This window comes from Limnothrix sp. FACHB-1083 (assembly GCF_014696485.1).
Lineage (GTDB): Bacteria > Cyanobacteriota > Cyanobacteriia > CACIAM-69d > CACIAM-69d > CACIAM-69d.
Genome location: NZ_JACJQD010000018.1, coordinates 1 through 12,324, shown reverse-complemented (window position 1 = coordinate 12,324; position 12,324 = coordinate 1). Strand labels below are relative to the sequence as shown.

The 12,324-nt window shown below is 55.3% G+C and carries 16 protein-coding genes; 5 read left to right on the top strand and 11 right to left on the bottom strand.

Annotated elements, in window-relative coordinates; all coding sequences use genetic code 11:
• Positions 1 to 29: 29 nt before the first annotated feature.
• The gene (gene purD / locus H6F46_RS17450; protein WP_190356072.1) at positions 30 to 1,388 is read right to left on the bottom strand and encodes a phosphoribosylamine--glycine ligase; all 1,359 of its coding nucleotides are present in this window, start codon (positions 1,386 to 1,388) and stop codon (positions 30 to 32) included.
• 306 nt (positions 1,389 to 1,694) lie between these two features.
• On the opposite strand from purD, the gene H6F46_RS17445 reads away from it, so the two are divergent.
• From H6F46_RS17445 to H6F46_RS17430, 4 genes are all read left to right on the top strand, one after another.
• A complete protein-coding gene (locus H6F46_RS17445; protein ID WP_190356071.1) occupies positions 1,695 to 2,648 on the top strand; it encodes an NAD-dependent epimerase/dehydratase family protein in 954 nt (317 codons plus the stop codon).
• Between the two features lie 147 nt (positions 2,649 to 2,795).
• Positions 2,796 to 3,125 carry a cytochrome c6 PetJ gene (gene petJ, locus H6F46_RS17440; protein WP_099534730.1) on the top strand — a complete coding sequence of 110 codons (330 nt, stop codon included), beginning with the start codon at positions 2,796 to 2,798 and terminating at the stop codon, positions 3,123 to 3,125.
• 152 nt (positions 3,126 to 3,277) lie between these two features.
• Positions 3,278 to 4,216: a tetratricopeptide repeat protein gene (locus H6F46_RS17435; RefSeq protein WP_190356070.1), complete on the top strand. Its 939-nt coding sequence runs from the start codon at positions 3,278 to 3,280 to the stop codon at positions 4,214 to 4,216.
• A 219-nt stretch (positions 4,217 to 4,435) separates the two neighbouring features.
• A complete protein-coding gene (locus H6F46_RS17430) occupies positions 4,436 to 4,981 on the top strand; it encodes a hypothetical protein (protein ID WP_190356069.1) in 546 nt (181 codons plus the stop codon).
• A 199-nt stretch (positions 4,982 to 5,180) separates the two neighbouring features.
• Here the strand turns inward: H6F46_RS17430 and H6F46_RS17425 are convergent, their stop codons facing one another.
• Positions 5,181 to 5,321, bottom strand: a complete 141-nt coding sequence (locus tag H6F46_RS17425; RefSeq protein ID WP_190356068.1) for a hypothetical protein — start codon at positions 5,319 to 5,321, stop codon at positions 5,181 to 5,183.
• A 37-nt stretch (positions 5,322 to 5,358) separates the two neighbouring features.
• Here H6F46_RS17425 and H6F46_RS17420 point away from each other — a divergent pair, with 37 nt between their 5' ends.
• Positions 5,359 to 5,991 (top strand): hypothetical protein, encoded by a 633-nt coding sequence (locus H6F46_RS17420; protein ID WP_190356067.1) that lies wholly within the window; start codon positions 5,359 to 5,361, stop codon positions 5,989 to 5,991.
• 146 nt (positions 5,992 to 6,137) lie between these two features.
• Here H6F46_RS17420 and H6F46_RS17415 read toward each other — a convergent pair whose 3' ends face one another.
• The 9 genes from H6F46_RS17415 to H6F46_RS17375 form a co-directional block, all read right to left on the bottom strand.
• Positions 6,138 to 7,499 carry a dihydroorotase gene (locus H6F46_RS17415; RefSeq protein ID WP_190356066.1) on the bottom strand — a complete coding sequence of 454 codons (1,362 nt, stop codon included), beginning with the start codon at positions 7,497 to 7,499 and terminating at the stop codon, positions 6,138 to 6,140.
• 176 nt (positions 7,500 to 7,675) lie between these two features.
• Complete coding sequence (locus H6F46_RS17410) at positions 7,676 to 8,605, bottom strand: PEP-CTERM sorting domain-containing protein (RefSeq protein WP_199291644.1); 930 nt, start codon at positions 8,603 to 8,605, stop codon at positions 7,676 to 7,678.
• A gap of 324 nt (positions 8,606 to 8,929) precedes the next feature.
• Positions 8,930 to 9,547, bottom strand: a complete 618-nt coding sequence (locus tag H6F46_RS17405; protein ID WP_190356065.1) for a Uma2 family endonuclease — start codon at positions 9,545 to 9,547, stop codon at positions 8,930 to 8,932.
• Between the two features lie 88 nt (positions 9,548 to 9,635).
• The gene (locus H6F46_RS17400) at positions 9,636 to 10,271 is read right to left on the bottom strand and encodes a Uma2 family endonuclease (protein WP_190356064.1); all 636 of its coding nucleotides are present in this window, start codon (positions 10,269 to 10,271) and stop codon (positions 9,636 to 9,638) included.
• Positions 10,272 to 10,359: 88 nt separating this feature from the next.
• Positions 10,360 to 10,623 carry a hypothetical protein gene (locus tag H6F46_RS17395; RefSeq protein ID WP_190356063.1) on the bottom strand — a complete coding sequence of 88 codons (264 nt, stop codon included), beginning with the start codon at positions 10,621 to 10,623 and terminating at the stop codon, positions 10,360 to 10,362.
• Between the two features lie 151 nt (positions 10,624 to 10,774).
• Positions 10,775 to 11,107, bottom strand: a complete 333-nt coding sequence (locus H6F46_RS17390; RefSeq protein ID WP_190356062.1) for a type II toxin-antitoxin system RelE/ParE family toxin — start codon at positions 11,105 to 11,107, stop codon at positions 10,775 to 10,777.
• Positions 11,108 to 11,113: 6 nt separating this feature from the next.
• Positions 11,114 to 11,347, bottom strand: a complete 234-nt coding sequence (locus H6F46_RS17385; protein WP_190356061.1) for a hypothetical protein — start codon at positions 11,345 to 11,347, stop codon at positions 11,114 to 11,116.
• Between the two features lie 132 nt (positions 11,348 to 11,479).
• The gene (locus tag H6F46_RS17380) at positions 11,480 to 11,911 is read right to left on the bottom strand and encodes a Uma2 family endonuclease (protein WP_242028022.1); all 432 of its coding nucleotides are present in this window, start codon (positions 11,909 to 11,911) and stop codon (positions 11,480 to 11,482) included.
• Between the two features lie 127 nt (positions 11,912 to 12,038).
• The coding region (locus H6F46_RS17375; RefSeq protein ID WP_242027764.1) for a transposase at positions 12,039 to 12,324 on the bottom strand (286 nt) is incomplete at its 5' end.

Sequence of the window (12,324 nt, the reverse complement as noted above, 5' to 3'; positions counted from 1 at the left end):
TCTCGGGGAGCGTGCAGATTGATTCGATCTTAAGGGGCTTCGGTGGGCATAGGGTCACTGGCGGCGATCGCACCGGGCAAGGGCAGGGCTTCCCAAGGTTGTTGGCGCACTTGATAGCCAATGTCGCGACGATAGGTTTTTTCGGTGTAGTCAATGGCCTCGATCGCCCGGTAGACGGTTCCGAAGGCTTCGTCAAAATCTGCCCCGATCGCCGTGACCCCTAGGACGCGCCCTCCATCGCTGACCAGTCGATCGGTGTTGCCGCTCGATCGCACCAGCCGCGTTCCCGCATGAAACACCATGGCCCCCACCGCTTCCGCCTCTGCTAAGCCCGCGATCGGAGTGCCTTTGGCAAAACTGCCCGGATAGCCCTGGGCTGCCACCACCACACAGCCGGCCACGCCCGATTTCCAGGCGATCGGGGGAAACTGGGCCAGCCGCTGTTCCACACAGGCCAACATCAGCTCATGGAGCGGCGTTTCCAGCAGCGGCAACACCACCTGGGTTTCCGGGTCACCAAAACGGCAGTTAAATTCCACCACCTTGGGATCCCCCTCAGGCGTGATCATCAACCCCGCGTACAAAACCCCTCGGTAATCAATGCCGCGCGCCGCCAGGGCCCGCACCGTGGGCTGCAACACTTCCGTCTCAATGCGCGCCATCAGATCCGGCGTAACCAAGGGAGCCGGGGCATAGGTTCCCATGCCGCCCGTGTTGGGGCCGGTGTCTCCCTCGCCAATCCGTTTATGGTCTTGGGCTGGAATCAGAGGGCGCACGGCTTTGCCATCGGTCAGGGCCAGGACGGATACTTCCCGCCCTTCCATAAATTCTTCGATTACCACGCTGGAGCCAGCGGAGCCGAATTGGCCGCCAAAAATAGACTCCACCGCCTTGAGTGCCTCATCCAGGGTCATGGCCACGGTTACACCCTTGCCCGCCGCCAGACCATCGGCCTTCACCACGATCGGGGCCCCGGTCTGCTGCAAATAGTCGCGGGCGGGGGCCAGCTCCGTAAAGGTGGCGGATTGGGCCGTGGGCACACCCGCTTCGGCCATGAGCGTCTTGGCCCAGGACTTGCTTGCTTCGATTTGGGCCCCCGCTTGGGTGGGGCCAAACACGGGAATTTGTCGCCCGCGCAAAAAGTCCACAATCCCGACGGCCAAAGGTGCTTCGGGGCCCACCACCACCAGGGAGACCCCTTGGGTTTGGGCAACGCGGGCGATCGCTTCAAAATCAGTTGCAGCGAAGGCAAAGTTTTGGCAACGGGGATTCAGGGCCGTTCCCCCATTTCCGGGAATACAAAAGACCCGCTCCACCTGTTCCGACTTCAACAACATGTGGGCGATCGTGTGTTCACGGCCACCATTGCCAACCACTAAAACCTTCACAGAATCTTTAACCCGCAGTTGTGAACAGAACTCGGCCAGGAGCCAGTATCTCAGAATATCGCACGTCCGCTCCTCTCACCACCGATCCCCGCTGGGAGGCTGGATCTTGTCCAATTTCGACTCAATCGCGGTCGATCGCCAATCATCAACGACCATTTCCGGGTTGGTTGTTTCCACGTTTGGGTGCAAAACTTCCTAGACTGGGCTAGGCGCTGGGCCAAAACTTGGGCTAAACCTAGACCAGTGATCGGGCGATCGCGCCAATTTCCCCTCAACTATTGCAAAACGGCGATTTCTGAACTCCCCATGACTACCAGCATCGTGACCGGCGCGGCCGGCTTCATTGGCTCCCACCTGGCGGAAACGCTGTTACTGCGAGGCGATCGGGTCATTGGCATTGATCACTTTAATGACTATTACGACCCGGCCCTCAAGCGGCAAAACGTTGCGCCCCTGTTGGATCATGGCCAATTCCAACTGCTGGAGGTGGATTTGCGAGCCATTGACTGGGCCCCTCTGCTGGCGGAAGCGGATGTGGTCTATCACCAGGCGGCCCAGGCGGGGGTGCGGGCCAGTTGGGGGACTGGGTTCCAGGACTACACCGATCGCAACATCACGGCGACCCAGCGCCTTTTGGAAGCCGCGAAGCAGGCCCCGAATTTGCAACGGTTGGTCTATGCGTCCACGTCGTCCATCTATGGCGATGCGGAAACCTTTCCCACCAGTGAGTTGGTCTGTCCCAAGCCCGTGTCGCCCTACGGGATCACGAAATTAGCGGCCGAACAGCTCGGGCGGCTCTATTGCAACAATTTTGGGGTGCCGTTTGTGGCCCTGCGCTACTTCACGGTTTATGGGCCCCGACAGCGGCCGGATATGGCGTTTCACAAGTTTTTTAAGGCGGCGATCGCCCATCAGGCCATTCCCATTTATGGCGATGGGCAACAGACCCGCGACTTTACCTATGTCAGCGATGCGGTGGCGGCGAATTTGGCGGCGGCGGTGGTTCCAGCGGCGATCGGGGAAATTTTCAATATCGGTGGCGGCAGTCGCGTGGTGTTGACGGAGGTGCTGGAGCAAATGGAGGCGATTGTGGGTCACCCGATCGCGCGTGATTATCAGGATCGGGCGATCGGGGATGCTCGCCACACCTCCGCCGACGTGACCAAGGCTCGCAATCTTTTGGGCTATGACCCTCAAGTCACGATTCGCAAGGGTCTTGAGCAGGAATGGGAGTGGATTAAAACCCTCTACGCCGCTTGACCATTGCTCGATCGACCATTTTAAAAAATTATTGCAAACCATTGCCAAACCTTGACTGATACTGGGCTTGACAGTCTTGGACAGATCTGGACTAAATGGGTCTGAAGCATTTCATGGCTTCAGTACTGACTGACAGGATCAAGGACAATGAAACGGTTTGTATCTTGGGCGATCGCTCTGGTTGCTGCTTGGTTGAGCTTTGCTGGTGCTGCCCATGCGGCTGATGTGGCCAATGGAGCCAAAATTTTTAGCGCCAACTGCGCCGCTTGTCATGCGGGTGGCCGTAACGTGGTGATGGCAGACAAGACCCTGAAGAAGGATGCCTTGGAAAAATACGGCATGAACTCGATCGAGGCGATCGTGAAGCAGGTCACCAACGGTAAAGGTGCGATGCCGGCCTTCAAGGGCAAGCTGACGGCAGACGGTATTCAAGATGTGGCATCCTTCGTGCTGTCCAAGTCGGAAGCCGGTTGGTAAGTCATGGAAGCCGGTCAAGGCAACATTCCTCCACAGATGCCTTGACCGGTTTTGAGCGCTGGGCAGCCCTGGCGCTGTTCTCGCTGGCTAACCCACCCAATTGAACCCGAGTGTTGAATTGCCTTTCGGTCATTCAACAGGCTTCTGACCCTATGTCCGAACCCGATCGAACCGGGCGCTGGGCGATCGCGCTGCTGCTGAGCGTGGTTGTTTGGGGCCTCGCAGCTACTACCTATTGGTCATCCCGACTGACTGCTAGCGTCCCGGTTTCTAGTCCGCAAGACCCGATGGCGCTGGGTGCATCAGCTTTTAGCCGTGGTGATTACGCAGATGCGCTAGCGGCCTTCGCGATCGCTGCCGATCAGACCCCGGATGCCCACCGGCAAGCCCGGGCCCACCACAACCGCTGTCTGACCTGGCTGGCGATCGCTGACTGGGCGGCTGCGATCGGGGACTGCACAACGGCGCTGGAACTCAACCCCCAGCTTTGGGATGCATACCTGAACCGTGGTTTGGCCTATCGCGGGCAACAAAACCGGGCCGCCGCCACCCAGGATTTTGAAACGGTGCTGCATCAACATCCCTTGGATGGACGCGCTTGGTATAACCACGGGCTGGTGATGGCTGAACAACAGCAGGGGCGCGAGGCGATTGAAGATTTCAACCGAGCCATTCTGCAATTCGGCCACGAATCACTCGATCGCCTCGCTCAGGTGTATTACGACCGGGCGATGACCTGGCTGGATCAGGGCGATCGGCCCCAAGCCCTAGCTGATCTCGATCGCAGTTTGCGCTACGGCCCCCAACAAGCCAATGGCTTTCATCTGCGCGGTTTGGTGCTACAAGCCCTGGGTCATTCCACGGAAGCGATCGGCAGTTTTGACCGGGCGATCGCCCTGGCTCCCATGAACGGCCTGTCCTACATGGCCCGCAGTCAGCTTCACCAACAAATGCATTGCCATCAAGCGGCGATTCATGACTTGGAATGTGCTGTCCGTTGTTTCTATGACTGCGGCGATTGGGGGGCTTTGCAAACGGCCCTAACGGCCCTGCGCCAACTCCAGCAGAGCAGTTCCGTAGCGATCGGCTAAAGCTGCTAGTTAGACCGCCCGTTGCTTAGTTTGTTCACGCGCTGAATCATTGCGCTGAATGAATGCGCTGAATGAATGCGTTGAGCTGTTGGGTGGGTCGTTAGTTGGGTTGTTTGCTGAGTTGTCCAGTTGTGCGCGCCTTACCCCGCCGTCCCCTTTGAGAAGGTTGGTCACCGGTTCACGATTTCCTCTGAATCCCCAAACTACCCTTCGCCTGCTATGCCACTGAAGTTATTTCGTTCTCCTGTTGCCTTGCGATCGGTTGGCTTAACTCTGGCGGTGACGCTCCTCAGCCCGATCGCCCAATCGATTTACCAGCCCGCCCGGGCCGATGGCAATCATCACCATCACCAATCCAGCCCCCCGGCCAGTCCTTCAGCCAGCCCGCACAGCCCCCACAATGGCAGCGGTCACGGCGGCGAGCATCAGCACGGTCGCTTTGATATTCCTGCTGGTCAGCCAATCCCCACCGTCAGTCTTTCCGTATTGCCGGATCCCAAACAGGGTTGGAACCTGCAACTTACGGTTCAAAACTTCCGGTTTGCCCCGGAGCAAATTAACCAACCCGGTGCTTGGAACCAAGGTCACGCGCACCTATACCTCAACGGGCGCAAACTCACCCGGCTCTACAGCAACTGGTATTACTTGGAATCTCTGCCGAGTGGCAGTAACCAAATCCAGGTGACCTTGAATACAAATGACCACAAGGATTTGTATGCCAATGGTCAACGGGTTGAAGCCCAAACGGTGGTTCAGGTTCCCTAGTAAATGGCTGGTTTGGAGACCATGAAAAGCAGGGTGGAGGGCTTTAAAAACAGGCTTCAAAACCAGTCAAAATAGCCCTGAAATTCTGTGACCAATTCAGGGTGGGAAGTGTTACATGGCGTTGCAACTGATGGCGTTGCATAACGTTCAATATCGATCGCGTCACACTCGAAACCACCGTGCCTCGTGATCTTTAGGATCAAAAGGAATGGGGTTGGTTTCGGGTTGATCGCTTCACACACCTCCAACCGGCCCCTCCCCATTCATGGAGACCAATGCGCTTGCGGGTTCCCGCTTTCTGGCCATAGACCGGGCGATCGAACCCGCATCCGAGAGCCATTCAGGTTCGTAGGAGGGCAGGGATGATGGATCGGATCATGCAACACCTCATGCAACACCAGCCGCCAATCAACACCGGGAAAGTTGGGGGTGAAGGAACCTGGCTGAGAAAAACCTGGCCGCGATCGAGCGCCATTGCTTTGTTGACGGGGTTGTTGGTGCTGGTGCTGGCCCAGCGTGTGGCCAGCCAAACGCCACCGCTCCCCGAGGGCAAGGCCCAAGATTTGACGGTGGCGGGCGGTTTGGAGTGCGATCGCGCGGCCATTTTGCCCATGTTGGCGCAGCTTGAGTTGCCCTACAGTGAGCTAGCCACTTGCCAGCAATGGGTGGAATATGGGCTAGGGGGCCCCGAAGAAATCCCGCCAATCGTGGATCCAGGAGACGGCTTGGAAGTCTACTACGGGCCCGAAGGGGAATCCGTGTTGTTGCTGAGTGCTGGGGCCAAAACCGAGCAGCAGGCTCGCTATGCCCAAGGAATCAGCACCGAAGACAGCGGGCGATCGAACCTATGGCTATTTGGTCGCCAGGGCGATCGCACTCGGCCCAGCAGTTGGGCGGCCACCCAGTTGCGATCGAATCTGGGCCGCCAAGAACCCCTGAGCCAATTTGCCCCCGACGATGACCAAACGGCCCTGCGGTTGGAATGGTTTCTGGGCCGCCCCACGCCCTAGGTGCTTCTAGGGTTGATTGTCCATGACCCAATCGCCGGAACAAGGGGCCGAAGCCCCTTATCATTCACAATCTGTCGCGATCTGCCACGATTTGTCACGATCTGCCAGCAGTGACGTGAGGGTTTTAGGCGAGTTAACGATCAGCCCTACACCGTCGGTTCAAACCTCAAGGCCCGACCACGCACCGATTCATTAACCTGGCCGTTTTCATAGGCCACCTGACCGCCCACGATCGTGTAAACCGGCCAACCCGTGAGATTCCAACCCTCAAAGGGACTCCAACCACATTTGGACAGCATGTCCTCCCGCAGCACCGGACGGTAGTTATCGAGATCCACCAACACCAAGTCCGCATCTAATCCGGGAGCGATCGCCCCCTTGTTGGGAATGCCAAACCCCTTCGCCACATTGGTTGACATCCACCGGGCCACTTGAGCCACCGTGCAGCGCCCCGCCGCCGCTTGGGTCAGCATCAGGGGCAAGGAGGTTTGCACCCCCGGCATTCCGCTGGGACTGTTGGGATAGGGTTGCGCCTTTTCTTCCAGGGTGTGGGGGGCGTGGTCAGTGGCAATGAAGTCAATGACTCCATCCAACAGGGCTTGCCACAAAATTGCGCAATCTTCGGGCGATCGCAGGGGGGGATTCATTTGCGCAAAAGTGCCGATCGTTTCGTAAGCACTCACATCCAGCAGCAAATGTTGGGGGGTAACTTCACAGGTCACCCATTCGGGCTTGTCCTGACGCATCAGGTTCGCCTCATCACCCGTAGACATGTGCAGGATGTGCAGCCGACGACGATGCTTCCGCGCCAGCTTGAGGGCCAGTTGTGTGGCCTCCAGCGCGGCTTGGTTGTCTTGAATTTGGGAATGGATGGCCGGATCGGTAATGCCCGCAAATTGCTCCCGGCGCTGACGAATCCGATCTTGGTTTTCGGCATGGACAGCAATTAAGCGCCCATAGCCCGTTTGTCCCGGCTGTTGCCCCATCGCAAAAATTTGATCGAGGATTGGCTCCTCATCCACCAACAAGGGGCCATGCATAGACCCCATAAAGATCTTGATGCCGCAAACGGGGTTCGCCGTGATCAAATCCGGCAACCGATCGGCAGTCGCTCCAATGAAAAAGCCATAGTTGACCACGCACTTACTCGCCGCGCGATCGAGCTTGTCTTGCAGCGTGGCTTGAGTAGTGGTTAGGGGCTTGGTGTTCGGCATCTCCAAAAAGGAGGTAACACCGCCCTTGGCGCAGGCATGGCTGGCGGTTCGGAGATCCTCTTTATGCTCTAAGCCCGGTTCGCGGAAATGAACTTGGGGGTCGATCGCGCCCGGCAACAGAGTCAAGCCCGTTGCGTCAATTTCACAGGCGATCGGCCCGATCAGGTCGGGGGAGATTTCAGGAGCCACCTGCCGAATCTGATCGCCTTCGATCCACACATCGCCTTGCAGGAAATCTCCGTCAGGCAACAGGATGCGAGCGTTCCGAATCAGCAGCGCAGGTCGATCGGTCATGGTTTTAACCCACTGAAGGAAGAGAGAACCAAGCGGCAGAAACCCGAGCTGGGAATCTTTCCAGCTTGGCATTGTCTCCGATTCCTCTCGATCTCTTGCAGGTGCTTCTTTAGATTTCCTGCGATCTCCCCGATCGGTGATCCCGTGGCACAGCTTCGGTGTGCCTATTAATCAGCCTAGTCAGCGCGGCGACGACGCAGCCCCAGGACTCCCATCGCCCCCACCACCAACAACGCCCCGATCGATCCCGGCTCCGGCACTGACACCGGATCCGTAGGCTGTGTGGGTTGCGGCGTAGGCGTTGCGGAGGGGCTGGGGGTTGGGCTAGGGCTGGGTTCCGGAGTCACAGTGGGTTCGGGACTGGGTTCCGGAGTCGGCTCAGGAGTTGGCTCAGGACTGGGCTGAGGGGATGGCTCCGGAGTCTTGACCTGAGACAGACCGCCCACCGTCATGTTGTCAAAGGCAAAAACATCGCCTTGACCCGTTGACATGCTGAAGGAAACGCTACTGAAAGCCTCCTCCATGGTTTCCGCAATAATGCCAAAAAACAGCACAGAACCATCCGTACTGCCTGACGAGCCGATCGTGTTATTAACCGTCACCTGTTTTGTGGTGGACGCGCCCGCCAAAGTCAGGGTTAATTGGCCACCAAAATCACCAATATCAACCCCATAAAACCCAAAAGCTCCTACCTGCTGACTGAAATTGATTGTGAAGCGCCCCCCAGCGTCCACTTCCCAAAATTGAGTCCCGGAAACGGCATAGCGACCAACGCCATTTGTCCAGCCTACGGGCACGCTTGAAATTCGACCATTTCCCGAGAGTGTTGCGGTTCCAGCTCCGGGAAATGACACATTCAGAAGATTGTTAGTACCGGTGATTTGACTTTCAAAGGTCTCAGTGCCCACACCAGTCAAATTTGACAAAAAAGCGGCTTCCGCTGCCTGAGAGTTGGTGAGATTGGCAGCCGGAACCCAAGGATTTGAATTTAAATCTTCGCCTAAAAACATTCGATAGGCTTGGGCTGGTGCAGAAACTGCCGAGCAGGTGGCCACTGAAGAAGTGACAATCGCAGTCAAGCTCAGAGCCGTTTTAAGAAGCTTCATGGATCTATGGGGGGAATATCAAGATGAAGACAATTCAATGACTGTCACCCTGCATTGATTATATCGATAGATCCGGAGATAAATAAGCTTTGATGTATCAATTAAAACCTAAAAAATATCTACCAAATTAGTCGTTTTTGAGTCTACTTTTCACAAAACCTTTAATTCAATCAACTAAAAACCTTTTTTCAGACAATCCTTCATTCAATCTTTAATAAAAGCCTTTAATCGTTGCAAAAGCGGGGGCCAGCAGACCAAGCAAGGGCGATCGCTCCCCCATCGAGTGGACAAAACCACCATAGGAGATAGTGACGGTGATGGCGACTAAGGGCGATCGGGTGGGCTGGTGTCTAATGAAGGATGACTAGGCAGGGCGATTGCATTGCGATAAAGCTGCGTCAAGGTTCCTGTGAAATCAACGGATTTCAACTGAAACTGATCGGCGCGATCGGGACTGTAAGTAGTCAGCACCCAATCATCCCCCGTGCTGCGGCGAAAGCATTCAACGCGCTGGCAACTGGTGTTAATCAGGGCATATTCTTGGAGGCTTTCGATTTGCTGATAGTCAAAAAACTTGCTACCGCGATCGCGCAGTTCCGTGGTGTCTGACAGCACTTCAACAATTAAGGTTGGAAACTGTTTGGCGTAATTATTTTCAGGCGTAATGACCGTATCTCTGGGGTCACAAGTCACCAACAGATCCGGATAAAAATAGCGATTTTTGTGGACAATTTGCAGACGCATATCGGTCATATAGAGCCGACAGGGTGACGCAATATGCCCCAACAGCGCCGCAAACAGATTCCCCACGATCGCCACATGGGCATCGCTCGCCCCAGCCATCGCCACCAGATAGCCATCCCAATACTCATGCTTGGTGATGCTCACGGCTTCTAGGGCGAGGTAATCAGCAACGGAGAGGCGATCGGGCAGAGCAACCATCGGGGTGAGCAACGCTGCAAACTAAGGGAACTCAACCCCAGTCTAGCAAGGGCGATCGCTCCCCCATCGAGTGGACAAGACCGCAGAATTACTGGAGACTTTGGCGAAACTCACGAATGGTGCGGGCGCTGCCGATCGCCTGGGCCTTGGCGAGTTGAGCTGCCACAATTGCCGGTAGATCCAAATCGGGAAACAGCAAACCGCGATCGCGCGGTTGGTACTGTCCCGCATCTAGCACAAAAATCTTGAGCAAGCCATCGGCATAAATCCAGACCTCTGGCACTCCCAGGGCTGCATAGGCCGCGAGGGAGGTTTTGGAAGTTACATCGGCCTCAATCGCCAAGTCCGGCGGTGGGTATTGGTCTACATCCACCCGCCCTTGGCAGTCGCGCACGCGATCAGCATTGGCCACATAGAAACAGGTGTCGGGTTCCAAACCGGCCAGGTTCTCGCGCTCAAAACGGGTCGAGCCAAAATCTTCCCAGTCCAAATTGCGGGCATCGAGTAGGGCCGTCACGAGGTAGCCAATCAGCCGGTGGGGGCGCTCATGGCGAGCAAGGGGCGACACGATTTCAAGTTGTCCTTGGTAGTAGGTCAAGCGGGTGTGGCGATCGTCCCCCAGTTCGGCGGCAATCCGCTGGAAAGCTGCCCAGTCGAGATCGGCGATCGCGATCGCGCTGCCGGGCCGCAAAGTAATGCGATTGAGGGGAACGGTGACGACCATAGTATTGAACCCACTAAAGAACACCTGGGTTGGGCTGAGGTCGTGCAAATTCGCTGATAATGTTGGTGTCACAGAGTATCGTCTAAGACTACTCGAACGCGCTGGGACGATCGCGCCGCTCAGGAATCTCCAGGGTATAGGCTTCTTCTTCGCACAGATGATGCAGATTCAGCAATTGTGTGGCCGCAGCAGGGGGAGTGACTAGGGGAACTGACGGTGGTTCTGTTGATGGGTGATGTTGCCTGGTTAGGGGCAATAGCGTTTTGAAGACACGCCACAACAACACCAGTCGATCTCGCCATACCAGGTGCGAGATTTGGGCAGTGGCGCGATCGAGTTGGGTTAATGTCATGGCGGTTGAGGCGATGTTGTCTTTGTCCCTAGTCTAGCAAGGGCGATCGCTCCGTGATAGGTCACGACCATAGTGCTATGGTCGCCTGATCAAACTCGGATCACAGCTATGATCTTTAAGGCTGCTGATCATCGAAGTGCATGATGCTGTTTTAGGGCGAATCAAATTCACGAAGAATTTCAAGGATTTCTTGTGAACTAATATCTGTACGATCGCTTTTGCTGTAAATCGTTAATAGAACAATTCGTCCTGCCAGTTCTGCGTAATAAATCAGACGATATCCAGCGCTTTTCCCCTTGTCAATATCGCTGTTTTTAATTCGTACTTTGAAGATGTTAAGCGACATGCCTTGGAGGCGATCACCGGGACGTTTTCCCTGTTCTAGTTGATCCAGGATCGGCTGTAAGTCTTGGCGCAGATTTCGATAACGCTTAAGCAGGGTGCGAACTTTTCGCGTGAAGGTGGGTGTAACCTCGATTGACATGGCTGGTTAATTGGCTTCGACGACCAGCCACATTTGTTCGATGGGGAATGTTTGTCCTGATCGCATTTCTTGAAGTGATTGTCGGAGATCGTCGGCGGGCGATTGATCGATTTCTGTTTCAACATTGCTGAAAAGATCGTCACTGAGAAATTGCCACAGTTGCAGTCGATCGCGCCGATCCCAATGGGCAATCGCTTCTAAAAGAATCTCTAGGGAAATTTCCAGCGTTAACAGAGCCATAGGGTTGCCTCAGATCTTGCGGGAGCGATCGGCTGGTGATTCCCAGTCTAGCAAGGGCGATCGGGAAATTCTGCGTCAATAACTGGAGAACCGGGCAAAGCGATCGCGCGATTCTCCCAAGGGGATGACCACCTATCGGCGTTGATGGGCAAGGGCAAAAATATCGGCGGCAGTTAGGCTCAGATCGAAACCCGGCATGGGTAGTCGATCGCCCCCGGTGTAAATGTTCGGTAAATCATCGCCTGCCCAGACCCAAACTTGTTGGCGATCGAGGTCGATTAACCAGGCTGATTGAGTGCCGTTTTGAAGGCAGTGCAAAATTTTGGTTTGTAGAGTCAGGGTGCTGTGGTTGGGCGATCGAATCTCGATTAACCAGTCCGGTGCGCCATGAAATGACCCGTCTTGGTTGGGGAGGCGATCGTGGGCGATCGCCAAAATATCAGGCACAGGTGAATGGGGCGGAATGATGCAGCGCAATTCTTGGATTGCTTCAAAGGCTTCGCTATGAGCATTCAGCCAATTCACCAAATTCCGTTGCAGTCGCGAGTGAAAAAGGGTAGGCATCGGCTTCTGGATTTTGCACCCGTCAATCAGTTCCCAAGCTGGGGATTCCTTAGTATTACCCTACAAATCCGGACATTTATCTACTGAGGGAGCAGAAGTGTTGAATCTAAACACAAAACTTCATATTCTAGGCAACAAGAGTTTCTGGCAGTAAATCATAGCTCCAATGACTGATTGAGCCATAGCGACCGAGTACAACTTGCAAATATCGCAATTTATCTAGTAGCGTCTGACTATAGAATTGCGGCAATTCTATTAACTGCAAGATGGCATAAGCAATTAAGACCATGTAGATCTGTATTGCTACGCCATTTTGATTTTTCGTAATGAGCTGATCTAATTTTAAATGCATCTTTAAGAACTTCCATAGCAACTCAATCTGCCAGCGCTTTCGATACAGTTCTCCAATCTCT